The organism is Vibrio sp. 2096 (assembly GCF_033339595.1).
GTDB classification, from domain to species: domain Bacteria; phylum Pseudomonadota; class Gammaproteobacteria; order Enterobacterales; family Vibrionaceae; genus Vibrio; species Vibrio alginolyticus.
Genome location: NZ_JAWOUX010000004.1, coordinates 56,373 through 82,529 on the forward strand (window position 1 = coordinate 56,373; position 26,157 = coordinate 82,529).

Consider the following 26,157-nt stretch of genomic DNA (forward strand, 5'->3'; position numbering starts at 1 on the left):
GTGTTGGACCTTTTCGTGCCATTTCGGCACGGGAAGGCACTCAATCAAGGCGTTTACTCAAGTTCATGTATCCAAGCTCAATCCCCCGCGTATTCTAACTTCCACTAAAAAGTGCACTCGCTGAAGGCAAGGAGAGTGAATGTTTATCATCAAATATTATATTGTTGGCGCTCTGATCAGTTTATTGGCCGCTATCTATACGCCTCAAATTATCGTTAGTCTGCTGTTCTTGTGGATATCTCTTTCTTTAGCGTTGGTCAGCGTAGCCTACGTATTCGACATTCCCTCTATTTTTAGAAAAAACCAAGATGGCAAGATTGTCAGGTGGATTCGCTGGGCATTCATCCCATTTCTATTGGGGGCTAGAGCGTATAACGCCTGGGAGAGACGGCGTGATACTGTACCTCCAATCCAAAAAGTCAGCGACAATTTATACCTATCTCGCCGTTTGTTTCAGAGTGACTTAGATTTTCTCGAATCCAATGAGATCTCTTGTATTGTCGATGTCACCGCAGAATTTGCAGGCCTTGAAAGTGCGATGACCGACAAGCAGTTTCATTACCTTTCGATTCCGGTACTCGACCACAAAGCCCCAACGCTAGAGCGTCTTCGCCATGCGATTAACTGGATTGATACTCAAATCTCGTGCTCGCGGGCCGTGGTTGTGCATTGTGCGTTAGGGCGTGGTCGTTCAGTGTTTGTTGTGGCGGCGTATTTACTGAGCAAAGACCCGTCACTGACGGTTGAATCCGTGATGAAAAAAATCAATGACGTACGCAGTACCGCGAGATTGAATAAATTACAGATTAGGACGTTACGAGCGATCAGTGAAAAAGGCGCACTGGGGCTGGATCAATCCACTTGGATGGTGGTTAACCCTGTTGCAGGTGGCGGCAAATGGGAGGAAAACGAACAGCACTTGATTCGTGAGCTAACCAAAAAATATCGCTTGAGTATTCATCAAACCACCACAAACCTCAGCGCCGAGCAGCTAACACAACAGGCAAAAGAAAGTGGAGCTAAGCAAATCATCGTAGCTGGTGGCGATGGCACAGTAACAGAGGTGGCGAGCCAATTGGTGGATACCGACCTCAAACTCGGTATTGTTCCGCTCGGAACTGCCAATGCGTTATGTCATGTGCTCTATGGCGTTGGCGCAAAATTCTCACCGGTCGAAAAAGCGTGTGAAGCGTTGCTTGGCGGACACTGCCAACGTATTGATACTGCGGAATGTAATCAGCGGCTTATTTTATTGGTCTTAGGCATTGGGCTAGAACAGAAAATGATCGAGCACGCTCAGCGAGAAGAGAAAAATGTTTTTGGACAACTCGCTTACCTCACCGGCTTTTTTAATGCTGTAGTGGCGGAAGAAACGCAAGCTTTAACCGTTTCGTTAGACGCTCCCACTGAAGATGGAAAATACGACAATAATACACAAACGCTTGAAGTCCATAGTTTTGTCGTTGCGAATATCGCCCCATTTAGTACGTTGCTTGCCCAAGGTGGTGATGCGCCGCAGCCTGATGATGGCAAGCTGCATATCACATATTTAGATAACACCGAGTCTTTAGGCGGACGTCTTATCGCATTGTCGGATCTGACATTAACGAGCGTAGGCGCACAGGAAGAATCGACACATTTTCAATACGCGACGGCTCAGAGTGTCACTATTTCTGCGAATAAGCCGATTGAGTATGTGATTGATGGTGAACTGTATTCTGATGAGCAACTGGCAATCAAGCTGCGTCCAAAGTCATTGAACGTATTTGTTCCAAGCCAGAGACGTAAATCAGCTTCGCTTTAACACAGATAATCCGCGGATAACGCGCCATTTTCTTCGTATTCTACATGGCGCTTTTTCTGTGTTGTTTGATGATTTGGTGCGCGTCGTAAAAAGGCTATTAAGGTCGCTGCGTAGATGCAGCGGCTTTTGTCTATCTACACCTTTTTATTAGGTTGATTGGGGATGAGGGTTAAACAAAGTGAAGAAAGAGGGGCGAGTATAATTACTCACCCTGAGGTAAGTGCTTTTCAATTTCATCGTTTTCAACTTGTAAAGCAGCTAACCAATAAGAAACAAGTGCGGTTAAGTTGGTGTCGTCAATGGCTCTAAGCAGGGCTTTTAAATCATCTAACAGTAATTTATTCATAAAATGCATTTCTTTGTAATTACCTAGCTCGGCAACGCCGTATTCGGTGGCATTTTCTGCAATGAATTGTTCACCGTCTTGATCGAAGAACAGCTTCGCCATCTTTTTGATCATCACTTTTTCTATTTTCACGAATCGATATGCCGCTCTTGCGAGTGTCATATGTGATTGCGGGTTAACGAGAGGCAAACACGTTTGGCGATGGTGTGTCATTTTTACGAGTAGCTCCCTTACTCGATTGTTATCCAATGTCATAGTGACCTCTTTATTTATGACTATTGTCGTGGGACATTTCTCGTGATGGTTATGTTAATGCGCCTGTGGGCTTGTCAGAAATGGCCAAAGCAAGTTGGCCATTTCTTTGCTCAATACCGAGCTTTATTGCAAAGGCGACCACCAGGTTTTAGCTAATAAGGCTGATGCTGCTGAGTTTTTCTTTGCAGCTTTTTATATCGCTACGGACTTTCAGCAGAACCGAGTTATCCGCATGCTCTGGGTGGGAAGTAATCAAATTCTCAATCTCTTTGAGTACCTTGCTTTCGACACCTTCAAGCTGTTCTAAATACATAGACTCTTTGTCAGAGGACACTTCCTTCATCACGTCGCTGTAGACCTCACGCGCCTTGATGGTGTAGGAAACCGGAGTGTCGTCGGCAGATTCATCATTGTTACTTGCTAGAGAGTAGGGAGTGAGCTCAATGACTGCACGCTCACGTACTCTGAGCAGTTCTACCAACACATTATTCAAAGAAGTGTTGTCGATGTTCTCGATGGCCTTGTTGTAAATTTCATTTCCGCTTTCGATAAGCTCAATGATTGAGGCGATGTTTTCATTTTTCATATGCCACTCCTTATTTACTGGTGATAGGGGTGTTTGAGCGTATGGAATACAAACACGATGTTTCGTCTTCAGTTGCAGGTTGTATGCCAATGAACTTTAAGTCTTATTAATCAGTGACTTAATATCTTGTTTTGCAATAACTTGCTAACAGTCGGTAAGGCGCTAAGAAAAAATTACAAGAATGGCGGGGAAAGCCTGGAAAGAATTACACGTACAGATACGGCTTTTTATCGAAATAAAAATAAAATCAATAAAAAACAATAACTTAAAATTCTGGCATGGATATGGCTTTGTAGGGAGTAAGTGAGGTCAAACATTGTTTCACTTGATTCACTATTCAACTCATTAATGGAGGCTAGTTATGGCTACTACAAAAGAAAGCACAGTAAAACCTCAAGAGCAGTTAGAAGAAGCATATCACTTAGCGGAACAAGCCACGACGGAAGCCGTTGGCGCGATGAAAGACCAAGCCAAAGAGAAGCTGGATGTCGGTGCACAGCAAGTTCAGCAGGCGACTAAGTCGGCAGAAAATATAATCAAGGAGCGCCCATTGCTGAGCATAGGCTGTGCCTTCCTTGCTGGTTGGGCGGTTTCGAAGCTGATCAAATAATAGTGGTAACTAAGGATTAAGCCACACAACAGAAAGGCGAGGCTTCACATGAATAACTCAGGGCAAGTTACCAATCAGCAATCAGGCTCGGCGGCTTCAGACAGCGGCCGAGCCCCTGATGGGGCAGAAGAAAAGGATATCCAACAAACCATTAATGGTTTGAGCAGCATTCTTGCGCAATTGGACCAACTGACGAAATCGCTAAAAGCATGGTCAGGTTCAACGTTGGATTTGTTCCTCTTGGAGATGAAAGTTAACGTGTCCGCAGTGCGTCAGATTTTGCTGTGTACCGTTGTTTTTACCCTATTGTCGGTATTGTTCGTATTCAGTTTGTGCCTTGCCTCTGGGGTGGTGGCTTATCAGTTAACTGCCAACGTATATGTTGCCGTGGGTGTATTTATCACATCATTAGGCTTGGCATTATTTGCTTTAGCCTGGTGGCAGAAGCGTTTAGTTGGATTTCTTGGATTCAAAAATACGACAGAACAATTACAGGAGGGGTGGGATGCGCTCGCTACAAAAGCTCAATCGAGCCATGCGGATCAAGCGGATGGAAGGTAAAGCATCTCTAGAGCAATGTTGTTTGTCGATGGAAATGTTCACGTTTACCACCAAGAAGTTTGTGAGAGAAAACCCTTGGACGACATTAGGCATTAGTGCTGTCGTTGCCGTTACCGCAGCAAAAGCAGGTCGATTGTCTCGACTGACTTCTTCTATTTCGTCAATGGGGCTATTGGTTAGCAGCGTGTCTGATATTACCGATTCGCTCACAAAGCCGGTCGCGGCAGCTTCTCTGGATGAGTCAGATGCGGAGCAAAATGGAAATGCAGCAACACAAGTAAGCAACGCTGCGACGACAGAGGGCGAACCACTCTAATAGCGGATTTCACCGCAAAATTTTCTTACCGATTCTGAGCTTATTATGACAGCGAAATTGAACATTCCTGCCAACACTGCGATTGGTGCAACGCTTCTCGTCCTGTTACTCGTCCCAGGGCTGTATTTTGCCAAGCCAATATTGTTACCTATTGTGCTTAGCACCTTTATTTCTCTGCTGTGCAGTCCTTTCATTAATTATCTTGAAGACAAAGGCTTACCACGTGCTATTACCGTCGTGTTGACGCTGTCATTCCTCGTTGGCGCTTCAATTATTGGTCTTGCCGCCATGTCGGAGCCCGCCAAGCAATGGTGGTCTGAGCTGCCCAGTATCGTGAAAAATGTGTCGCAAGAAGTAAGCGAAGTTACTAAAGCTTCGGCTGATCACCTTAATACTCCATTGAATATCGCCAACGATATGAGTATGGATGAGGTCGGGAACAACACCGTATTTTCTTTGGTAAAAACGCTCGCGACCACTACGCCGACGATTTTGACACAAGCGATGATCGTGCTGTTTATGGTTTACTTTATGCTCAATCATGGACGAAGCTTATTTCGAAAGTCAGTGTCTTACTTACATGGGTTCGCCAAACAGCGCCAAGCGATTGAGTTGGTCAAAGCGCTACAGAAAGACCTATCTCGATACATTGGCACCATCACTTTAGTGAATGCGGGGCTGGGGTTGAGTGTTGGGGCCGTGTTTTTTGTTCTAGGCCTTGAAGATCCATTTCTATGGGGCGCATTTGCAGGCGTGATGAATTTTGCGCCGTACCTCGGCCCTGTCATATCCATGGTGAGCTTTGGCTTTGTTGCTTATCTTCAGTTGGAGTCGGTCAGTTTTATGCTGACGGTGGTGTCTATCTATTTACTGCTCAATTTGATTGAAAGTCAGTTTGTTACACCAACACTATTGGGGAAAAGGTTTAACTTAAACCCGTTAGTGATTTTTGTTTGGCTTGTTTTTTGGGGCTGGCTTTGGGGCGGAATGGGACTATTGATCGGTGTGCCGTTACTGGTTTGTATCAATATTTTGGTTGATCGCCTAGAGCTATGCCAATCAACCCAAAATCAAGCAAAGCAAATCACCTCCGCGGACGTGGCACCGCGAGAGTGACTTGAGGATCAAGCTGGTTCAACGAAACAGTTTTTCAGCGCTCACTGGCTGACTAAACAAATATCCCTGACCATAAATACAGCCTTTTTCGAATAAATAATCGGCTTGTTCCCGAGTTTCTATCCCTTCCGCGACGACTTTCAACGACAGCGTTTTTCCCATGGCAATAATGGCATTCACAATCGCGTTGCTGTCGCTATTACTTGGGACATCACTGACAAATGAGCGGTCAATTTTCAGTTTGTTGATTGGCAAACCTTTCAAGTAAGACAAAGACGAATAGCCAGTTCCAAAGTCATCCAGAGAAATCTCAATACCCAGTTCTCGTAATTGATTTAACGATGCAATGGCTTGTTGAGGGTCGATTAGTAAAAAGCTCTCTGTGATCTCCAAATCTAACCGTTGGGCAGGGTATCCGGTGTTATCGAGGATAGTACTTAATCGCTGAATGAAATTTGACTGCTGAAGCTGCAACGCAGAAACATTGACGGCGATTTTGCCAAACTCGATGCCTTGGTCCAGCCAAGCATTACCTTGCAAACAAGCTTGTTGTAACACCCACTCACCAATGCTTTGAATCAGCCCTGTTTTTTCTGCAATTGGAATAAAGTCTGCTGGTGGTACAAGGCCAAACTCTGGATGCTGCCAGCGTAATAAAGCTTCCACGCCGACAATCGAATTTTGTTCCAAGTTGTATTGCGGTTGGAATTCTAACCGGAGTTGTTGTTTTTCTATTGCTTGATGCAAAGCGGATTGAATGCGTACATGGGATACGGATTTATCGGTCAAATCCGGTGAGTAAAACGCGTAGCCGTTGCGTCCATTTTTCTTCGCTAAGTACATCGCGGTGTCTGCGTTTTTCAGTAAGGTTTCACTGTCTTGACCATCTCTTGGGTACAAGGCAATACCAATACTGGTTGAGACACGAAGTGAGTCGTGGTTTGCCAAGTCGAATGGTTGCTGGAATACGCTTAGAATATCGCCGACGGTTTCCAGTAAGGCAACATCACTATGGATGTCTGGCAAAATAATCACAAATTCATCGCCGCCAATACGAGCCACATGCGCATTGAGGTGAAGCACATCTTGCAGACGAATCGCTAACTTAGACAGCAATTGGTCACCACAGAAGTGGCCCATGCTATCGTTGATGTGTTTGAAATGGTCGATATCTAAGAATAGGGTGGCAAACGTCTGCTGGTTTTTGTGTCCGGTTTCGATGTGTTGTTCGAGTAAGCTGAGTAAATGGGTGCGATTAGGTAGATTGGTTAATGGATCGTAAAAAGCCATGCGCTGCAGCTTTTCTTCGTGTGCCTTACGTACAGAGATATCTTCAAACACACAAATGTAGTTAATAAGGTGGTTTTTATCGTCCATTACGGCGCTAATGGTCGCTAATTGCGGATAAATGCTGCCATCTTTCTTTCTGTTGATGAATTCGCCTTTCCATTGGCCTTTGTTTTCGAGTTGATGCCACAACTGTTGATAGAAACCTTGATCATGATGACCTGAGCGCAGAATTCGTGGGTCTTTTCCTATCACCTCTTCAGAGCGGTAACCTGTAATTTGGGTAAAAGCCGTGTTTACATCAATGATGTTGGCATTGCGGTCTGTAATGACCATGCCTTCTTGCGAATTGTTGAAAATTTGGGACGCTAAGGAGAGCTGCGTTTCTACCATTTTTCGGCGGGTGATGTTACGTGTCATCCCCAGAATGCCGATTAAGTTTCCCGCATGATCACGGACAGGAGACTTAATGGTTTCTAGCCAAGTGGGGTTATTGTTTTCATCAATTTGACGGCATTCTTCAACAATATTTTGCGTGCCCGTGGCTACCACCAATTTATCGGCATCAATGAATTTTTCCGCACGTTCATGGCTAAACAGGGCAAAATCGTCTTTGCCAATGATTTCACTGTTGGTTTTTTGCCACGCATTTTCTACGCTTCGGTTGGTCATCGAATAAAGACCATCCATGCCTTTTATCCATACGTGGTCTTCAAGGCAGTCGATAAACTCTTGTAGTGTTGGTGTTGGCTTTATTTCCGCGCTTTGATGTCGCGTTTGTTCTTGCTGACAGTGCAAGTTGATATCAAAGCTGATCCGTCCCGCGATTGCGCTTAGCCATGCCGAAATAACCGTTGATTGATCATTAGGGTGAGTCAGTGTCAGTACGGCAAGCAATTCGCCATTAGGTAGCCAAATCGGTCCAATGCTCAAGGTTTGCTCTTCAAAGGGGGTATGGCTAGCTGTAAAATCTGTCGGCGTAAAGTGATCGACAACTTGCGTTATCACATCGATGATAGCACGATGATTTTGGGTTGAGGTGGACACCTCAGTCGATAGCCACTGCTGAGTATCGCTCAGAGTATAAAGCTGTCCCTGAGCTTGAGTTACATCACAGCATTGTCGCAGAACGTGTTGCCAGTCTGCCATCAAAGGCGAAGGAATAGCGAAGCGAAACATAATTAATAACGAGTCCTAAATCGCCCAAAGGTAATTATATTAGAATCTAGCGTAAGCTATTGGGCTTTGTGAGTATCGTATCCAACGCGTAGCTAAATCCTAGCAGCGTAAAGTGCTTTCTATCATTAAAATGTTATCTATATCTCTTTTTTATCCAACTTATTGCATCGTTTTTTAGGGCTTTTGATAGGTGATTAAGAAGCGTTTACCGCTTTGGTTTTCTTGCCCCATGAGACTTGCTGAATGACTAAGCCACTGATGATCAATACCAGGCCAATCAAGGTTGAAGGATGAATTTCTTCGCCGATGATGGTAGCTAACAACATGAGTGAGATAAATGGAGAAGCAAAGATCAGATTACTGATACGCGCGGTGTTTTGCGTTGATTTGAGTGCGCTCAGCCACAAAACGAAAGTGATCCCCATTTCAAACAGTCCGACATACGTCACCGCTGCCCAGCCTTTAATTGAGATTGCCTGCCAGCTCGCACCTTCATAAAGACTTAAACCAATGGCGAATGGAATAGCGACCAAAAAGCCGAGCAGAACGCCAACCACAGGGTCGGCCTTATTTTTGGTATTTAAAATCCAGTAACCGGCCCACAGCAGCGTTGATAGCAGAGCAAGACCAACACCCAACGGGCTTTCAAATTCCATGCCTAAAAGATTGCCTTGTGTGGCAATCACTATCACGCCGACATAACTAAAACCGCAAGCCAGCCAGTCCTTACCACGGATCTTTTGTCCTAAGAAAACAGCGGCCATTAACGTTAAGGTGATGGCCCAGCTGTAGTTGATCGCTTGAGCCTGAGATGCGGGCAGCAAGTCATATGCTTTGAACAGAATAACGTAATACGCCAAAGGGTTAATCAACCCAAGCAGTAGGTAATACCAAGGGTTTGAGAAAAATGTAGCGCTTAACTGGCCCAATTTACCTTGCACACCACAGATTACTGTTAGCGCAATCGCAGAGACGATGCTGGCAATGCATAGCATTTGAATTGGCGTAAATTCTGCCAGCGTGAGTTTAAATGCGGTTGCAACGGTAGACCAAAGTAATACTGCTGAGAGCCCAAATCCTAGGGCGCGACGCTCGTTCATGATGCCTCTGCGTGATGATGTACCGCTCGGTTTGGATAATTTGAGCGGAAGAAAGAATATTATAGGAAGGCCTAGTGTATGCGAGGATTTTTCATCCAACAAACTGGACATTTATCCAGTGTCTAAATACCATTGTTATAGATACAAAACACAGGCTAACTCGCTATTATGCAATGGATTCTTGAGTACCAATCTCTCATTCTCTCTTCTCTTTGTGCTGCCACGCTTAGTGGTGTCGCTGCCGGTTGGTGGGTGAAACAGCGTTTTATCACCCAAACTCAGCTTCTCGAGCAACAACTTGTTTCAGAAAAACAGCTTCATCAACAGCAACTTGAACAGGTCAAGCAAAGCCTTGCCGATGCCCAGCAAGAGTTGGATGAATTAGATGATGAGCGCGATAAAGCCGCGTTTGAAGTACGCCAAACACATGGAAAGCTGATGGCAGCTATGGAAAAACTGCGTTACTTCGAGGCCGTAAAGCAAGAGCGCCAGCAATACTTTGATGAGCTTGGTCAAATGCGTGAACACAAATCACGTCTAGAAACGCAACTGCGTGAACAGCAAGCTCGCCATGAGCAAATTAACCAAGCCAATGCAGAAAAACTGCAAATTTTAGAACAAGCGGAAGCACGCTTGAAACAACAATTTGAGCACTTGGCAAATCAACTGTTTGAAGAAAAAACCGCGAAGGTCGATTTGCAAAACCGTCAGAGTTTAGAAGGCTTGTTGTCACCGCTTAGAGAACAGTTAGAAGGGTTCAAAAAGCACGTTAATGACAGCTTTAGCCAAGAAGCTAAAGAGCGCCATACCCTAGTGCATGAGCTGAAAAACCTGCAACGTTTGAACGAGCAAATGACGCGCGAAGCGGTTAATTTGACCCAAGCGTTGAAAGGGGACAACAAACAACAAGGTAACTGGGGCGAAGTGGTGCTCGCTAGGGTACTTGCCGAATCTGGCTTGCGTGAAGGGCACGAATATCAGACTCAGGTGAACTTACAAAATGAAGCAGGCAAGCGTTACCAACCTGATGTCATTGTTCATCTCCCACAAAACAAACAAGTGGTTGTGGATTCTAAAATGGCGCTGGTTGCCTATGAGCGCTACTTCAACGCCGAAACTGATGCTGAGCGCGATCAGGCTTTGAATGCGCACTTAGCTGCTCTACGTGCACATATCAAAGGGTTAAGCATGAAGGACTACCACAAACTCAAAGGTATTCAGAGTTTGGACTATGTACTTATGTTTATTCCGGTTGAGCCGGCGTTCCAAGTCGCGATTCAAGCCGATCCGAGCTTGATTAAAGACGCGATGGAGCAAAACATCATTTTGGTGAGCCCAACAACGTTGCTGGTGGCATTGCGCACCATTGATAATCTATGGCGCAATGAACGCCAAAATGAAAACGCCAAAATGATTGCGCAGCGTGCGACAAAACTCTACGACAAATTACGATTGTTTGTAGACGACATGGAGGGGCTCGGTGGTGCGCTGGATAAGGCGAATCAAAGCTATCAAGGTGCGATGAACAAGCTTGCCACAGGGCGCGGAAATGTGATTCGCCAAGCCGAAAGCTTTAAACACTTGGGAGTTGAAATTAAACGACCGATTTCTTCCGACCTCGCGCAGTTAGCGCAGAGTGATGCATTTTCAGAAAATGACCCGTTAGTAGAAAGACATCCGGCTGAGGATAAAGTAAACTAATCGCCCGCAGTGCAGTGGGCGATTTTATTTGTCAACAAACGCCCCGTAGAGGAAAGCGCTGCCTAAGAGGAATTAGAATGACGGACACAAGTTTGCAATCCAATACAGCGTTAGAGAATGAAACCACTCACTTTGGTTTCTCTACAGTGGCAAAAGACGAAAAAGTGACTAAGGTTGCCGAAGTATTCCACTCCGTGGCAACAAAATACGACATCATGAATGACCTGATGTCAGGTGGTATTCACCGCCTTTGGAAGCGCTTCACTATCGATTGTAGTGGCGCTCGCCCTGGCCAGCGTATTCTTGACCTAGGTGGTGGTACGGGGGATTTGACGGCGAAATTCTCGCGCATTGTTGGCGATGAAGGCCATGTCATCCTTGCCGATATCAATAACTCAATGCTTAACGTTGGTCGCGATAAACTGCGTGACAACGGTATTGTGGGTAACGTGCATTACGTTCAAGCCAACGCAGAAGAACTGCCGTTCCCTGATGATTATTTTGATGTTATCACCATCAGTTTTTGTTTGCGTAATGTGACAGACAAAGACAAAGCGCTTCGTTCAATGTTCCGCGTACTGAAGCCAGGCGGCCGCCTATTGGTGTTGGAATTTTCAAAACCAGTGCTAGAGCCGTTATCTAAAGTATACGATGCATATTCATTCCACTTGTTGCCGAGAATCGGTGAGCTAGTTGCGAATGACTCAGAGAGTTACCGCTACCTAGCGGAGTCAATCCGTATGCATCCAGACCAAGAAACGCTGGAAGGCATGATGCAAGACGCAGGTTTTGAAAACACCAAATACTACAACTTAACTGGTGGTATTGTGGCTTTGCATCGCGGTTATAAATTCTAAGGGTTAACGGCATGCCATTTGAACCACTTATCACCGCTGTGATTGAAACGTCACTGAATACACTGATCAAAGACGACCCTGCATTGGGCCGTCGTTTAGCGCGTCTAAAAGGTCAAGTTATTCAAGTTCACCTGAAAGAGATCAATAAAACACTGACATTCGTTTTTAGTCAGCAAATTGATGTGCTCGGTCATTACGAAGGGCAGCCTAACTGCTATCTATCGCTCAACTTGAGTGTGTTACCAGAGCTGCGCGATCAGGCCAACATCACTCGTCTTATTAAGCAAGATAAACTTGAACTCGAAGGCGATATTCAATTGGCGCAGAAATTCTCTCAGTTGATGGTGGATTGCAAACCAGATGTTGAAGAGTGGTTGTCTCGCGTGACTGGCGATGTCGCCGCACATACCTTTGTGCAAGGTTCAAAAAACATCGGCAACTTTCTTGCGTCTCAAGCAGAAAAACACCAGCGTCATCTTGCGCAAGTAGTGACTGAAGAATGGAAACTGGCTCCCGCTCCGTTAGAAGTGGCCTATTTCTGCGACCAAGTTGATGAGGTTCGCAGCCAGGCTTCTCGCATTGAAGCTCGTTTAACGGCTTTGCTGAATAAGCTGGATGCAGATAAGCCTGCATTGGAGAAACCATGACGCCAGCAGAACTAAAGCGCTTATACCACATCGCCAAAGTACAACTGGAATACGGCTTAGATGAGCTGCTTCCCGATCACCAACTGACCAAAGCGCCGCTTTTACTGCGCAAAAGCTTGTTTTGGATTAAGAACAAGCACCCAGAAAAACCACTCGGTGAACGTCTGCGTTTAGCACTGCAAGAGCTGGGGCCGGTTTGGATTAAGTTCGGTCAGATGATGTCGACGCGCCGTGACTTATTTCCTCCGCATATCGCTGATCCCCTAGCTTTACTTCAAGACCAAGTCGCGCCTTTTGATGGCGAGTTGGCAAAAAAGCAGATGGAGCAAGCATTAGGTGGTCCGTTAGAAAAATGGTTTACCGAGTTTGATATCAAACCACTGGCGTCTGCGTCGATTGCTCAGGTACATACTGCGCGCATAAAAGACACTAACCAAGAAGTGGTATTAAAGGTTATCCGCCCAGATATTCGCCCAGTCATTGATTCAGATCTAAAACTGATGCACCGAATGGCGCGTATAGTCGCCGGAGCGATGCCTGAAGCACGTCGTTTAAAACCAGTTGAAGTCGTGCGTGAATACGAGAAAACCCTGCTTGATGAACTCGACTTGCGACGTGAGGCGGCGAATGCCATTCAGTTGCGCCGCAACTTTGAAGGCAGCGAAGAATTATATGTTCCTGAAGTTTTTCCCGACTTCAGTAATGAAACTGTCATGGTTTCTGAGCGAATATATGGCATTCAAGTCTCTGATATTGAAGGCTTGAAAGCAAATGGCACCAATATGAAATTGCTCGCGGAACGCGGTGTGAGTGTGTTCTTCACTCAGGTGTTCCGAGACAGCTTTTTCCATGCCGATATGCATCCGGGTAATGTGTTCGTCAAACCCGAACATCCAGAGAACCCAATGTGGATAGGGCTAGATTGCGGAATCGTTGGTACACTTAATAGCGAAGACAAGCGTTATCTGGCGGAAAACTTCCTGGCGTTTTTCAATCGTGACTACCGCCGAGTGGCGGAGTTACATGTGGATTCAGGGTGGGTGCCTGCGGATACCAATGTCGATGAGTTTGAGTTCGCGATTCGCATTGTGTGTGAGCCTATTTTTGCTAAGCCATTGTGCGAAATCTCCTTTGGTCATGTGTTGTTGAATTTGTTCAACACGGCACGTCGATTCAATATGGAGGTTCAGCCACAACTTGTACTGTTGCAAAAAACGCTGTTGTACGTGGAAGGGCTTGGTAGGCAGCTATATCCTCAACTTGATTTGTGGGAGACCGCAAAACCATTCCTGGAAGAATGGATGATGAATCAAGTTGGGCCGCAAGCTCTAGTGAATGCGATTAAAGACCGCGCACCATTTTGGGCAGAGAAATTACCTGAACTGCCAGAGCTACTTTACGATAGCCTGAAACAAGGTAAAGCGATGAACCAACGTATGGATCAGCTTTACCAAGGGTATCGTCAGAGCAAGCGCCAGCAGGCGACAGGAAAGTTTTTGTTTGGCGTTGGCGCGACTTTAGTCGTATGCTCGGCAATATTGGTGAACGATGCTTTTGAGCAGCTTTCGTTGGCCTGCGGTATCGCAGGTGTCACATTTTGGCTGCTTAGTTGGCGAGCTTATCGTCAATAGACGTTAAACTCTTGAAATATTTTTGTTTGTTTAAAGACCCGAGGTAAAGAGAATGGGTGGTATCAGTGTTTGGCAACTTCTAATCATTGCTGTAATTGTTGTATTGCTATTCGGAACAAAGAAACTACGCGGTATCGGTGGCGATCTGGGTGGTGCCGTTAAGGGCTTCAAAAAAGCGATGAGCGAAGATGAACCTGCGAAAAATGACAAAGACGCAGACTTCGAACCAAAAAGTCTAGAAGAGCAGCAGAAAAAAGAAGCTGCTCCTGAAACGAAAAAAGACAAAGAGCAGGCGTAAAACGTGTTTGATATCGGTTTTTGGGAACTGGTATTAATATCTGTTGTTGGTCTGGTCGTTCTTGGGCCGGAGCGTTTGCCTCATGCTATTCGCAGCGTGTCTCGCTTTATCGGTGCCGCTAAGAGTATGGCAAATAGCGTCAAAGACGAATTGTCACACGAGCTGAAAGTCCAAGAGCTGCAAGAAAACTTGCGCAAAGCAGAACAAATGGGGATGGATGATTTATCCCCTGAGTTGAAATCTTCAGTTGAAGAGTTGAAGAAGGCAGCGCAATCTGTAAATCGTCCTTACGCAAAGAACACCGATTCAGAGGCTGAGCCTGTAAAAACAGAGCCAGCAGCAGAAAAGGTAGAGAAAGCGGAAGAGAGCAAGGTTACAGCGGCAGATAAGAAAGCCGAATAGTCTCATTAGGAGGAGCTACTAGTGATTGGTAGCTCCTTTTTGATCTGGTTTTTAATAAGAGGTTTGCCATGTCTACCGTCGAGCAGACACAACCTTTAATTAGTCATTTGTTGGAGCTTCGCAACCGACTACTGCGCTCAATCCTCGCAGTGTTGGTCGTGTTTGTCGGACTAATTTATTTCTCTAACCACATTTACGAGTTTGTTTCCGCACCTTTAGTAGAACGTCTACCTGAAGGCGCGACCATGATTGCTACGGATGTAGCGTCACCTTTTTTTACGCCACTTAAGCTGACGTTAATTGCTTCGGTATTTATTGCGGTGCCGTTTATTTTGTATCAAGTTTGGGCCTTTGTAGCGCCAGGTTTGTACAAGCATGAACGTCGATTAATCATGCCACTGCTGTTCTCTAGTTCGCTATTGTTCTACTGTGGAGTGGCATTTGCCTACTTCGTGGTATTTCCATTGGTGTTTGGCTTCTTTACCGCCATCTCTCTTGGTGGAGTAGAGTTTGCAACTGATATCTCGAGTTATCTCGACTTTGTGCTGGCGCTATTTATGGCGTTTGGTATCGCATTTGAGGTGCCTGTTGCGATTATTTTGTTGTGTTGGACTGGGGCCACTACACCAGAAGATTTAAGACAGAAACGTCCTTATATTATAGTGGCTGCGTTTGTCGTAGGTATGGTGTTAACGCCACCAGACATGATCTCGCAAACCTTACTCGCTATTCCGATGTGTTTACTGTTTGAAGTCGGTTTGTTCTTCGCGCGTTTTTATACTCGTCGAAGCGAAGAAGTAGAAGCGGAAACCGAAGAATAAGGCTAATCTAGATGTGAAAAGCGGCTCAATTGAGCCGCTTTTTTTTGCGGTTGGTTTTTTCTTGGGCTAATTACTTAACTTTCATGACGTAACCACATTTTGTGCATACGTATACTTCCTTGATGCCCAGCAGCTTTTGAAAAAAACTGCGCGGTACGCGTTGTAAGTAAGCACCATGTGTACACACTTCAACTTCCATATTCATGCTGTTTTACATTTGTGCTAATTAATGGGCGTAAATCAGTATAGAAAAATAATGTGTCGAGTTGTCGACAGTTTTGCAAAGCGGACGAAGTAAAGTGACGATATGAGAAGTAAGTAGAGTTGCTAGTTAATTATTATGTTTATCAATAATTTTGTATGGATTGTTCTACTATTTCAACGGGTTGAATCGTTCATTCAATAGTTTAGGTGATAAAAAAGCGACGTTGATTTCGTCGCTTTTTTCAATTCTCGTGAATTAAATATTAAACAGCTTTTTGGCATTCTCAGTCGTTATGGCATCGATGGTTGCGATGTCGACATCACGCAAGTCGGCAACACGTTGTGCAACGAGAGAAGTGTAGGCTGGTTCATTACGTTTACCACGGTGTGGCACCGGCGCTAAATATGGACAGTCGGTTTCTAAAATGACCCACTGCATATCCAAATGTGGAATGACTTTATCCATCCCGCCATTCTTAAAGGTTGATACGCCACCCAAGCCTAAGTGGAAGCCTAGCTCATTGATTGCTTGTGCTTCTTCTAAGCTGCCTCCAAAACAGTGGAATACACCACGCAGACGACCATCTTGCTCTTGTCGTAGCAAAGTGAGTGTTTCTTCAATCGAATCACGAGTGTGGATAACGACCGGTAAATCCATCTCTTTTGCCCAGTTAAGTTGAGCTACGAACGCCATTTCTTGCTCAGCACGATAGGTTTTATCCCAATATAGGTCGATACCAATTTCGCCCACCGCAATAAACTTGTGTTTCTCAAACCAACCGCGGATGATCTCCAACGTTTGTTCAACATTGCTGTCCACATAACAAGGGTGCAGCCCCATCATTGAGTGGCATACGTCAGGATATGCCGCTTCGGTTTTTAGCATGGGCTCAATTGAGTCCAGATCGATGTTTGGCAACAGGATTTTATTAATGCCTTGCGTTAAGGCGCGTTGTACTACTTCATCGCGGTCGTTATCAAATTCGCTAGCATAGATGTGCGCGTGGGTATCGATCATCGTTACTCTCTGTGCTTCATGGTTGGTTTCGTATTCGAAGTATACTTGAGTGTGAGTGCTGGGTCATTTTCAGTTTTTTTCATTACCTTTTTCCAGATTGTCACTCGCAACATGCATCAAGAGTGATATGATTTTGTTCACCAGATGATTTGATCATCATAACCGTCCAGACAAGGAGAAAATGGTGTCTGTATCAATTCAAGGTCCATTCCCTGCACGCCGTATGCGTCGTTTACGTAAGCACGATTTTAGTCGTCGTTTGATGGCTGAGAACCAACTTTCTGTTAATGATCTGATTTACCCAATGTTCATTCTTATGGGTAAAGATCGTCGTGAGAGCGTGGAGTCCATGCCGGGTGTAGAGCGTTTGTCGATTGATTTAATGCTAGAAGAAGCACAATACCTTGCAAATCTAGGCGTTCCAGCAATCGCGCTTTTCCCTGTCGTAAACCAAGACGCTAAAAGCTTATGTGCTACTGAAGCCTACAACCCAGAAGGTTTGGTTCAGCGAGCAGTACGAGCGCTTAAAGAACACATTCCTCAAATTGGTGTAATCACAGACGTGGCACTTGACCCATTCACGACACATGGCCAAGACGGCATCATCGATGAAGATGGCTACGTAATGAATGATGAAACCACAGAAGTATTGGTTAAGCAGGCTTTGTCTCATGCAGAAGCGGGTGCTGACGTAGTCGCGCCTTCAGACATGATGGATGGCCGAATTGGTAAGATCCGCGAAGCATTAGAAAACGCGGGCTACATTCATACTCAAATCATGGCTTACTCGGCTAAGTACGCATCGAACTACTACGGACCATTCCGTGATGCGGTTGGCTCTTCTTCAAATCTAAAAGGCGGCAACAAGAAAAACTACCAAATGGACCCAGCAAACATTGATGAAGCGATTCACGAAGTGGCGCTAGACATCAATGAAGGTGCGGACATGGTGATGGTTAAACCTGGTATGCCATACTTAGATGTAGTTCGCCGAGTAAAAACTGAACTTCAAGTACCGACATTTGCTTATCAAGTCTCTGGCGAGTACGCGATGCATAAAGCGGCGATCATGAATGGCTGGCTCAAAGAGCGTGAAATTGTGATGGAATCACTATTGTGCTTCAAACGTGCAGGTGCAGATGGCATCTTAACGTACTTTGCGAAAGACGTTGCTGAGTGGTTGGCAGAAGAGAATGCACAAACTGCTCAACACCTAAATCGTACTCCGGAAGCGACAGAAGAGTAATTATCGCTCAGTGAGAAATACCAGACCAACAAGAGTTGTTCGTCTGTATATACCCAAGTAACCTCAGGCGGATTACAACAGTAACAATCCAAGGTGCTTGGGTATTTTTATTTTGGAGAAGAGAACAATGACAATGCTGATTCGTGAAGGCACATTGGAAGAAGCACTTCAAGTTGTGGCGCGTGTTACCGAGTTTTCGAAAGGAGAAACGGTAGACTCCATGACTCAACGTTTAGAAGAGAAAAACAGTTTAATCCTCGTTGCAGAAAAAAATGGCACGATTGTCGGCTTCAAAATAGGTTACGAATTAGAGGATGGTGTTTTCTATAGCTGGTTAGGTGGTGTTGTCCCTGAAGCTCGAAATGAAGGCGTGGCACAACTGCTTTTGGAAGCTCAAGAGGATTGGGTGGCAGAACAAGGCTACAACACATTAAAAGTGAAATCTCGAAACCAGTTTCCGGCTATGCTTCGCTTGTTATTGAGAAATGGCTATATTATTGAAAAGTTTGAAGAAAAAGTAAATCTTCGAGAATCTAGAGTGCATTTCATTAAAGCAATGTGAAAATAAATGAGATTTTTTCTCATTTAACTGTTGACTACGAAATGAGAATCATTATTATTAAACCTGTCTTAGGGAATGAGGAAAGTTCACAAGGACGTTGAGTGACTTATTAACAGAAGTTAATTAACTGAAAGTTGAGAAGTGATGAAACATTTTTCCGAGAACTTGCACGAATTCTTTTTGACACGACATTGCTCACATTGCTTCCAGTGTAATTTATAGCTTCTTGGTTAAGCTGCTCTATTTACAGAATTTGCTTTACCACTTCTGCTAGGCGACCCCATTCGGGTCGCTTTTTTCTTTTCTACGATTTCTATTTGACGTCACTATTAATATCTTTTCCACATGCGATGATCATTTTAGGATCGTTGATCTTCTCGCCGTTATGCGAATTTGTTGTTATTAATCAATGGTTTGGGTTGGTGTTTTCTTGTGTTTTTTGTTATTGGATAACCAGTGGATAATTTCTATAAACAGAGTTATCCACAGGAGGTGGTGTTTTCGTGAATAAAGTCGGAAAAATTTACGCGACCTAGATCGAGCGAACAAGATAGATTCAGATCAGCAGTCATGGCATCCTAGGCAGATCTCTCAAGTACTGAATTGGATACAGACAATTATGGCAAGTATTCCTGAAAATCCGTTGATCCTTATCGACGGCTCTTCTTACCTATATCGCGCTTTTCACGCCTACCCGGGCACCATGAGCAATGGTGAAATTCCAACTAATGCCGTTTACGGCGTCGTGAACATGTTACGCAGCATGATGCGTCAGTTTGCGTCTGAGCGCATCGCGGTGGTTTTCGATGCAAAGGGAAAAACCTTTCGTGATGATATGTATGCAGAATACAAAGCGAATCGTCCGCCAATGCCGGATGACCTGCGTTGTCAAATTGAACCATTACACAATGTTATTCGTGCAATGGGTTTGCCGCTGATCTGTGTTCCTGGCGTCGAGGCGGACGACGTCATCGGTACGTTAGCATACCAAGCATCACAAAAGGGCATGCCTGTATTGATCAGTACTGGTGATAAAGACATGGCGCAGCTAGTGGATGATAACATTACCTTGATCAACACCATGACGAACGTCGTAATGGATCGTGAAGGTGTGGTTGAAAAGTTTGGCATTCCACCTGAGTTGATCATCGACTACTTAGCACTGATGGGCGATAAAGTAGATAACATTCCTGGTGTACCGGGTGTCGGTGATAAAACAGCGACCGCACTACTGCAAGGTATTGGTGGTCTGACGAAGTTGTATGAAAACCTCGATGATATTGCAGGGCTTGGTTTCCGTGGTTCTAAAACCATGGCGAAAAAGCTCATCGACAACAAAGAAAATGCCATGCTTTCGTATGAGCTCGCGACCATCAAATTGGATGTTGAGCTTGAGGAAACGCCAGAATCATTGCTGAAAGCGGAACCAAATAAAGACGAATTAGTGAAGCTGTATGGCCAACTGACGTTTAAATCTTGGTTGAATGAACTACTTGAAGGCGGTTCTGGATCTGTGGAGGCCGTAGAGCTTGCAGGATCTTCACAAGCTTCTTCTTCTCAAGCCGAGATGGAAACTTTTGCGGTAACAATCGATCGCAGCCAATATGAAACAATTCTGGATAAAGAAACCTTCAATGCTTGGCTAGATAAACTTCAAACGGCTGAGCTGTTTGCATTTGATACGGAGACCGATAACCTAGATTACATGCTAGCGAATCTAGTTGGTTTGTCATTCGCTGTCGATGAAGGTATTGCGGCTTATGTGCCAGTTGCACATGACTATTTAGATGCGCCTGAACAGCTTGATCGTGATTGGGTACTAGAACAGCTGAAGCCAATTCTTGAAGATGCAGCGAAAGCAAAAGTCGGTCAAAACTTAAAGTATGATGCGTCTGTACTCGCTCGTTACGACATTGAGCTAAAAGGTATCAAGCACGACACGATGTTGGAATCGTATATCTACAACAGTGTCGGCGGTAAACACGATATGGACAGCTTGGCGCTTCGCTTCCTACAGCACAGCTGCATTTCTTTTGAGCAAATTGCAGGTAAAGGCAAAAATCAGCTTACGTTTAACCAAATCGAACTGGAACAAGCATCGCCATACGCGGCAGAAGATGCGGATGTGACCCTTCGTCTGCACAATCGCTTGTTTGCTAATATCGAGCAGGATGAAAGCCTGAAGACAGTTTACGAAGAGATTGAAATGCCGTTGGTGCCAGTTCTTTCGCGCATTGAACGCACTGGGGTCTTTATCGATGAAATGAAGCTGAGTGCGCAGTCGGTCGAGATTACCGCTCGCCTTGATGAGCTTGAAAAGAAAGCGTACGAAATTGCAGAGCAAGAGTTTAACATGAACTCGCCAAAGCAATTACAAGCCATCCTATTTGAAAAAATGGGTTTACCGGTTGTGAAGAAAACGCCATCAGGCACACCATCGACGAATGAAGAAGTTCTGCAAGAACTCGCGCTAGACTACCCACTACCAAAACTGATTTTGGAATACCGTGGTTTGGCGAAGCTAAAATCAACTTACACCGACAAACTGCCGAAGATGATCAACCCATCAACGGGGCGCGTGCATACTTCTTACCACCAAGCAGTGACTGCAACGGGTCGTCTATCTTCTACTGATCCGAACTTACAGAACATTCCAATTCGTAACGAAGCTGGCCGTCGTATTCGTCAAGCGTTTGTCGCGCCATCAGGGCATAAAATCTTAGCGGTCGACTACTCGCAAATCGAACTTCGCATCATGGCGCACCTTTCTGGTGACCAAGCGTTATTGGATGCATTCCGTGATGGCAAAGATATCCACGCGGCAACCGCAGCAGAAATCATGGGTGTTTCTATTGAAGACGTTTCAAGTGAGCAACGTCGTCGTGCGAAAGCGGTTAATTTCGGTCTTATTTACGGCATGAGTGCGTTTGGTTTGGCGAAGCAATTAGGCATTCCTCGTGGTGAGGCTCAAGCGTACATGGATACATACTTTGAACGTTACCCAGGCGTGATGCAGTACATGGAAGACACACGCAGCACGGCAGCAGATAAAGGGTATGTTGAAACGATTTTTGGTCGACGTTTGCATTTACCAGAAATCAAATCACGCAACGGGATGCGTCGTAAAGCTGCTGAACGTGCGGCAATCAACGCACCAATGCAAGGTACGGCTGCGGACATCATTAAGAAAGCGATGCTGTTGGTTGATCAGTGGATTCAGGAAGAAGGCAATGGTCGTGTGAAGTTATTAATGCAAGTACACGATGAATTGGTCTTTGAAGTTGAAGAGTCATCATTGTCCGAAATTGAAAGTAAAGTACAGGAATTGATGGAATCTGCAGCAGAGCTAAAAGTACCGTTGGTTGCAGAAGCAGGTCACGGTGATAACTGGGATCAAGCTCATTAGTCACTTTTAGACCAAAATAACCAATTAATTATGAGCCAGCGCACAAACGCTGGCTTTTTTTTGAGATTAAAAAAGCTAGCGCAAAGTTAACTTTGATGTTGCTTAATAAAAATTTCATGAAAAAAAACTACAAAAATTCTTTGCAATTCTGACCAATTGTTGTACATTAATACTCGTAGGGTACAGAGGTAAGATGTTCTATCTTTCAGACCTTTTGTTTCACGTTATTGGATTAGGCTGATTCAGCCGCCCCAGTCAGTTTTTGACTGGGGCGTTTTTTATTGGGCGAAAGAAAATTATTCTTTTGGATCAGCAGCTTAAAGTTAGCCTTCAAAAACCTTCTTTTTTGACCTTTCTAAGTCACTGCAAAATCTCGATTTTTCCTTCAAATTTATTGCGTTATTCATCCTGTAAATTTACGCCAGTCACACTATTATTTTTTCTTGAAAGAAACTAAGTTACATCTTTTTGAAGATTTGCTTGGCTTAACTGTCTGAATTGTAACGCTATTGGGTGTTTTTGGAGTGAATGTTTGGTGATACACAGGAAACAAGAGCGCTTTTTAACCTATTGAAATCGAATCTCAGTTCAGCAATGCTTCGTCACATAACAATAATTACCAATTTTTCTCTCCCGTTATCCCTGCCAGGAAGGCGGGGATTTTTATTGCCTGTTATTTAGTTCAGATAAACAAAAGCCCCACCAAATGGCAGGGCCGTGTCGAAGAAATTTAACAAATATTGTTAATTATTCTTCATCGCTCGCTGGTATCTCTTGTTCGTCTTCTTCTATCAGGTGTGCTAGTGCTGGTGCAAACCAGGTATCCAGTTTTGCACGTAGCTGATCGACACCTAATCCTTTCAGTGAAGAGAACACATCAACAGAAACGTCACCACCGAAAGTTTCTACTTGCTTACGAACTTTCAGTAGAGTTTGTTTGCGTGCACCACTTTTTAGTTTATCTGCTTTGGTTAGCAAAACTTGCACAGGAATGTGGCTATCGATGGCCCAGAAAATCATTTGTTGGTCGAGATCTTTCATTGGATGACGAATGTCCATTAGAACCACTAAGCCTTTTAGGCACTCGCGTTTCTGTAGGTATTCACCCAAAGATTTCTGCCATTTGTTTTTCATCTCTACCGGTACTTGAGCAAAACCGTATCCAGGTAGATCGACAATGTGACAACCTTCTTCTACTTTGAAAAGGTTGATTAATTGCGTACGACCAGGTGTCTTTGATGTCTTGGCTAAGCTTTTTTGATTAGTTAGACGGTTAAGTGCACTCGATTTACCAGCGTTTGAGCGTCCTGCAAACGCAATTTCGACACCTTCGTCTTCCGGCAGGTGACGAATATCGGGTGCGCTGGTGATGAAATGCGTATTTTGGTAATGAATTTTTACGCTCACTGTTAACTCCATCTCGACTTTGTGTAGTCGATTGATTACTTTTTTGTGAAAATGTGTAAAATAACCGTGCTCGGCATAAGGTCGCCTATTGTACCATGAGTGTACGCGGTATGTTCACATTCCGTGGTACTGGAAGCTTGATAATTATAATGGAATGTCATGAAGAAATTAGCGCTAATTTTGAGTCTTTTAGCCAGTTGCTCAGTATGGGCCCAAGGTAATATTGAGGCTGGTAAAGCAAAATCACAAACCTGTGTCGCCTGTCACGGAGCAGATGGCAACAGTGCAATAACAACGTACCCGAAACTCGCAGGCCAACACGCTAAGTATCTTGAGAAGCAGTTAAAAGAACTTAAGCTAGGCATGACAAGTGGTGGTAAACAAGGTCGTTACGATCCTGTAATGAGTGGTATGGCAATGCCACTGAGCGATGAAGATATCGCAGACCTATCTGCTTACTACGCTTCGCTACCAGTTTCAGAAAACTCAACACCTGAAGATGTAGTAGCAAAAGGCAAAACGCTTTATACCGCTGGTGATGCCGAGCGTGGCCTAACCGCATGTATTGCATGTCATGGTCCTCGTGGCAATGGTACTGAGCTTTCAGGTTTCCCGAAAATTTCTGGTCAGCATGCTGACTACATCAAAGCTCAGCTAGAAAAATTCCGTGATGGCGACCGTGGCAATGATATGAATGCCATGATGCGCGACATCGCGAAGAAAATGACAGACGAAGATATCGAAGTGCTGTCTAAATACGTTGGCGGTCTGCACTAATATACCTAAATCGCTCAAGATCCTGCATCTTGAGCTGGTTGGGTAGATGTCCCTACATCGTTCGAGCAACTTGTACAAAAATGCCCTAGTGAATCCACTAGGGCATTTTTGTTCGTGACAGATATCACAGTCGAGTTTGGATGCGAAAGCGATAGTTGGCTCGGCAGTTTGTGAGACATTTGCCATACTTGATGTTGGCTTTTTCTTGTTAGTGTTTTTAAGCTTTTGATTAAATGATAATTTTGATTTTTTAGAAAAATAGGCGGATTATTTTTTCAACCCATTACTTGTGAGCATAACGGGATGGCGTAAAGTAGAAGTCGTTCACAGGGAGTGAATGTAAGGATTTAAGACCACGGTTTAGGTCTCCAAGGATGTAGCTCGGATGCTTGGTGATTTAGAAAGGGATTTAGATAGGTAGGGAGCCTATCAGATAAGGATGGTCATCTCGTCTGACGGTTAAGACAGTGAAACGGATCAGGCACAGGAAGTTGCTCAGTAGACAGGAAGTAAACGGATAGCCAAAACTCATCAGGAAGATGAAAAACAACTCTTTTTGGCAGGGAAAGCTCTAAAAACAAAGGGATCATTGGTGCACCAAATGTGTGCAACACAGTTTCGCCAATTGATGGCACTTAGAAAGCGACAGTCTGACTGTCGCTTTTTTTATATCCGTTGACTTGCTCAGTCGTAACTTGAATTGAGATTACTGCACTTATTTAGCTTTATAGGTTGTAAACAAAGTTTTTTAATAAAAATTGCTGAAAAAATACTCAACAACACTCCAATCCGAGTTCACTTTCTGGTATGTTTCGCATCCCTGTTTGAGGAAGTCAGCATGCATACCTGTCCTTTATGCCAAAATCAGCGCACTCACCATTATTTTGAAGATAAGCGTCGTGAATATCTTCAATGTGAGCAGTGCAGCTTGGTATTCGTAAATCCAGACCAACGTTTGGATGCGGAAAGCGAAAAAGCTCACTATGATTTGCATGAGAACAACCCCGATGATTTGGGTTACCGACGCTTTTTGTCGCGTATTGCTGACCCGATCACAGAGCGAATTTCTCCACAATCAAATGGTATCGACTTTGGTTGTGGTCCTGGCCCAACGCTCTCCTTGATGCTGGAAGAGGCGGGGCACAACATGGCGTTGTACGATCTCTACTACCACCCTGATACGTCGGTTTTAGAAAAAACGTACGACTTCATGACAGCAACAGAGGTGATAGAGCACCTCTACCACCCAGATTTGGTGTGGAAGCAATGGTTGAATTTAGTTAAGCCAGGGGGCTGGATAGGCCTGATGACGAAAATGGTCATCGACGTGGAGGCTTTCAAATCATGGCATTATAAGAACGATCTCACTCACGTAGTGTTCTTTAGTCGTGACACGTTCCAGTTCCTAGCAGAGCGGGATAAGCTCGAACTCGAATTTATTGGTAATGATGTAATTTTACTGAGGAAACCCCAGTAATGAGCCGTAGTAAAAAATCTAGAAAACCAGGTGCCGCTGGTGCACCTGAGTTTGTTGTAACTCGTAACCGTACAGAATCTGATGTGGAAGGCCGCTTACGCAAGCGTGCTAAAAAGCGTAAAGGTCTGAAAACGGGTAACCGTAACTCAGAAGTTAACGAGCAGAAAAAGCAAGCTGCTGCACAAAATCGCGACCCGCGCTTAGGCAGCAAAAAGAAAATACCTCTGATTGTTGAACCTGCGAAGAAAATGACGAAGCAAGAGCGTCGTTTGTCGGCAGAGCAAGAACTAGAGATGCTAGAAAATGACGCGCAATTGAACGTGTTGCTAGACCGTATTGAAGCGGGTGAAAACCTGGGCACAGGTCTACAGAAATTCGTCGATGAGAAACTCGATCGCATTGAGAAGCTAATGGACCAACTAGGTTTGTTGGAACCTGAAGAAGAGGAAGACTTCACTGCACCTGCTGAGAAAAGCACGCGCAACGATGATGACTTGCTGGCAGATTTCGACGACATTAATTTCGACGACTATAAAGGATAAT

The 26,157-nt window shown here is 44.6% G+C and carries 24 protein-coding genes; 18 read left to right on the plus strand and 6 right to left on the minus strand.

Annotated elements, in window-relative coordinates; translation table 11 throughout:
- Positions 1-139: 139 nt before the first annotated feature.
- Positions 140-1,804: a diacylglycerol kinase family protein gene (locus R7Q41_RS09015; RefSeq protein ID WP_318144474.1), complete on the plus strand. Its 1,665-nt coding sequence runs from the start codon at positions 140-142 to the stop codon at positions 1,802-1,804.
- Between the two features lie 202 nt (positions 1,805-2,006).
- Here R7Q41_RS09015 and R7Q41_RS09020 read toward each other — a convergent pair whose 3' ends face one another.
- Positions 2,007-2,405: a hypothetical protein gene (locus tag R7Q41_RS09020; protein WP_005379193.1), complete on the minus strand. Its 399-nt coding sequence runs from the start codon at positions 2,403-2,405 to the stop codon at positions 2,007-2,009.
- Positions 2,406-2,553: 148 nt separating this feature from the next.
- Positions 2,554-2,991, minus strand: a complete 438-nt coding sequence (locus tag R7Q41_RS09025; RefSeq protein WP_318108448.1) for a DUF2383 domain-containing protein — start codon at positions 2,989-2,991, stop codon at positions 2,554-2,556.
- 361 nt (positions 2,992-3,352) lie between these two features.
- On the opposite strand from R7Q41_RS09025, the gene R7Q41_RS09030 reads away from it, so the two are divergent.
- Genes R7Q41_RS09030 through R7Q41_RS09045 form a run of 4 tightly spaced genes read left to right on the plus strand, consistent with a single transcriptional unit; the run spans position 3,353 to position 5,594 of the window.
- A complete protein-coding gene (locus tag R7Q41_RS09030) occupies positions 3,353-3,601 on the plus strand; it encodes a hypothetical protein (RefSeq protein WP_276464557.1) in 249 nt (82 codons plus the stop codon).
- Positions 3,602-3,649: 48 nt separating this feature from the next.
- Positions 3,650-4,162, plus strand: a complete 513-nt coding sequence (locus tag R7Q41_RS09035; protein WP_318108442.1) for a phage holin family protein — start codon at positions 3,650-3,652, stop codon at positions 4,160-4,162.
- Positions 4,152-4,478: a hypothetical protein gene (locus R7Q41_RS09040; protein ID WP_005379200.1), complete on the plus strand. Its 327-nt coding sequence runs from the start codon at positions 4,152-4,154 to the stop codon at positions 4,476-4,478. The genes R7Q41_RS09035 and R7Q41_RS09040 overlap by 11 nt, the downstream gene beginning before the upstream one ends.
- Positions 4,479-4,523: 45 nt before the next feature.
- Positions 4,524-5,594: an AI-2E family transporter gene (locus R7Q41_RS09045; protein ID WP_005379202.1), complete on the plus strand. Its 1,071-nt coding sequence runs from the start codon at positions 4,524-4,526 to the stop codon at positions 5,592-5,594.
- A gap of 18 nt (positions 5,595-5,612) precedes the next feature.
- Here R7Q41_RS09045 and R7Q41_RS09050 read toward each other — a convergent pair whose 3' ends face one another.
- Together R7Q41_RS09050 and R7Q41_RS09055 are read right to left on the minus strand one after the other, a co-directional pair.
- Positions 5,613-8,060: an EAL domain-containing protein gene (locus R7Q41_RS09050; RefSeq protein WP_262664830.1), complete on the minus strand. Its 2,448-nt coding sequence runs from the start codon at positions 8,058-8,060 to the stop codon at positions 5,613-5,615.
- 194 nt (positions 8,061-8,254) lie between these two features.
- The gene (locus tag R7Q41_RS09055; RefSeq protein WP_025768291.1) at positions 8,255-9,160 is read right to left on the minus strand and encodes a DMT family transporter; all 906 of its coding nucleotides are present in this window, start codon (positions 9,158-9,160) and stop codon (positions 8,255-8,257) included.
- Between the two features lie 168 nt (positions 9,161-9,328).
- On the opposite strand from R7Q41_RS09055, the gene rmuC reads away from it, so the two are divergent.
- The 7 genes from rmuC to tatC all read left to right on the plus strand — a co-directional run bounded on the left by rmuC (position 9,329) and on the right by tatC (position 15,517).
- On the plus strand, positions 9,329-10,861 hold the full coding sequence (gene rmuC / locus R7Q41_RS09060) for a DNA recombination protein RmuC (protein ID WP_005379209.1): 1,533 nt from the start codon (positions 9,329-9,331) through the stop codon (positions 10,859-10,861).
- 77 nt (positions 10,862-10,938) lie between these two features.
- Positions 10,939-11,718: a bifunctional demethylmenaquinone methyltransferase/2-methoxy-6-polyprenyl-1,4-benzoquinol methylase UbiE gene (gene ubiE / locus R7Q41_RS09065; RefSeq protein ID WP_005379210.1), complete on the plus strand. Its 780-nt coding sequence runs from the start codon at positions 10,939-10,941 to the stop codon at positions 11,716-11,718.
- Between the two features lie 11 nt (positions 11,719-11,729).
- Positions 11,730-12,365 (plus strand): SCP2 domain-containing protein, encoded by a 636-nt coding sequence (locus R7Q41_RS09070; protein WP_005379213.1) that lies wholly within the window; start codon positions 11,730-11,732, stop codon positions 12,363-12,365.
- Positions 12,362-13,996 (plus strand): ubiquinone biosynthesis regulatory protein kinase UbiB, encoded by a 1,635-nt coding sequence (gene ubiB / locus R7Q41_RS09075; RefSeq protein ID WP_005379226.1) that lies wholly within the window; start codon positions 12,362-12,364, stop codon positions 13,994-13,996. The genes R7Q41_RS09070 and ubiB overlap by 4 nt, the downstream gene beginning before the upstream one ends.
- A gap of 52 nt (positions 13,997-14,048) precedes the next feature.
- The gene (gene tatA / locus R7Q41_RS09080) at positions 14,049-14,294 is read left to right on the plus strand and encodes a Sec-independent protein translocase subunit TatA (protein WP_005382958.1); all 246 of its coding nucleotides are present in this window, start codon (positions 14,049-14,051) and stop codon (positions 14,292-14,294) included.
- 3 nt (positions 14,295-14,297) lie between these two features.
- The gene (gene tatB, locus R7Q41_RS09085; protein ID WP_005382959.1) at positions 14,298-14,696 is read left to right on the plus strand and encodes a Sec-independent protein translocase protein TatB; all 399 of its coding nucleotides are present in this window, start codon (positions 14,298-14,300) and stop codon (positions 14,694-14,696) included.
- A 68-nt stretch (positions 14,697-14,764) separates the two neighbouring features.
- The gene (gene tatC / locus R7Q41_RS09090) at positions 14,765-15,517 is read left to right on the plus strand and encodes a twin-arginine translocase subunit TatC (protein ID WP_005379234.1); all 753 of its coding nucleotides are present in this window, start codon (positions 14,765-14,767) and stop codon (positions 15,515-15,517) included.
- 460 nt (positions 15,518-15,977) lie between these two features.
- On the opposite strand, the gene R7Q41_RS09095 is transcribed toward tatC, so the two are convergent.
- Positions 15,978-16,739 carry a TatD family hydrolase gene (locus R7Q41_RS09095; protein WP_115385649.1) on the minus strand — a complete coding sequence of 254 codons (762 nt, stop codon included), beginning with the start codon at positions 16,737-16,739 and terminating at the stop codon, positions 15,978-15,980.
- A gap of 184 nt (positions 16,740-16,923) precedes the next feature.
- Between R7Q41_RS09095 and hemB the strand changes: the two genes are divergently transcribed.
- The 3 genes from hemB to polA all read left to right on the plus strand — a co-directional run bounded on the left by hemB (position 16,924) and on the right by polA (position 21,953).
- Positions 16,924-17,985, plus strand: coding sequence for a porphobilinogen synthase (hemB, locus tag R7Q41_RS09100; protein WP_031777176.1), 1,062 nt, complete (start codon positions 16,924-16,926; stop codon positions 17,983-17,985).
- Positions 17,986-18,112: 127 nt separating this feature from the next.
- Positions 18,113-18,547: a GNAT family N-acetyltransferase gene (locus R7Q41_RS09105; RefSeq protein ID WP_005379245.1), complete on the plus strand. Its 435-nt coding sequence runs from the start codon at positions 18,113-18,115 to the stop codon at positions 18,545-18,547.
- A 619-nt stretch (positions 18,548-19,166) separates the two neighbouring features.
- On the plus strand, positions 19,167-21,953 hold the full coding sequence (gene polA / locus R7Q41_RS09110; protein ID WP_318144475.1) for a DNA polymerase I: 2,787 nt from the start codon (positions 19,167-19,169) through the stop codon (positions 21,951-21,953).
- 747 nt (positions 21,954-22,700) lie between these two features.
- On the opposite strand, the gene yihA is transcribed toward polA, so the two are convergent.
- The gene (gene yihA, locus R7Q41_RS09115) at positions 22,701-23,360 is read right to left on the minus strand and encodes a ribosome biogenesis GTP-binding protein YihA/YsxC (RefSeq protein WP_017635019.1); all 660 of its coding nucleotides are present in this window, start codon (positions 23,358-23,360) and stop codon (positions 22,701-22,703) included.
- A gap of 159 nt (positions 23,361-23,519) precedes the next feature.
- Between yihA and R7Q41_RS09120 the strand changes: the two genes are divergently transcribed.
- The 3 genes from R7Q41_RS09120 (at position 23,520) to yihI (ending at position 26,156) form a co-directional block, all read left to right on the plus strand.
- A complete protein-coding gene (locus R7Q41_RS09120) occupies positions 23,520-24,137 on the plus strand; it encodes a c-type cytochrome (RefSeq protein ID WP_005379248.1) in 618 nt (205 codons plus the stop codon).
- An 838-nt stretch (positions 24,138-24,975) separates the two neighbouring features.
- Positions 24,976-25,614, plus strand: coding sequence for a class I SAM-dependent methyltransferase (locus R7Q41_RS09125; RefSeq protein ID WP_005379250.1), 639 nt, complete (start codon positions 24,976-24,978; stop codon positions 25,612-25,614).
- Entirely contained in the window at positions 25,614-26,156 is a 543-nt protein-coding gene (gene yihI / locus R7Q41_RS09130) for a Der GTPase-activating protein YihI (protein ID WP_005379252.1), read from the plus strand. The genes R7Q41_RS09125 and yihI overlap by 1 nt, the downstream gene beginning before the upstream one ends.
- The last annotated feature ends 1 nt before the right edge of the window (position 26,157 follow it).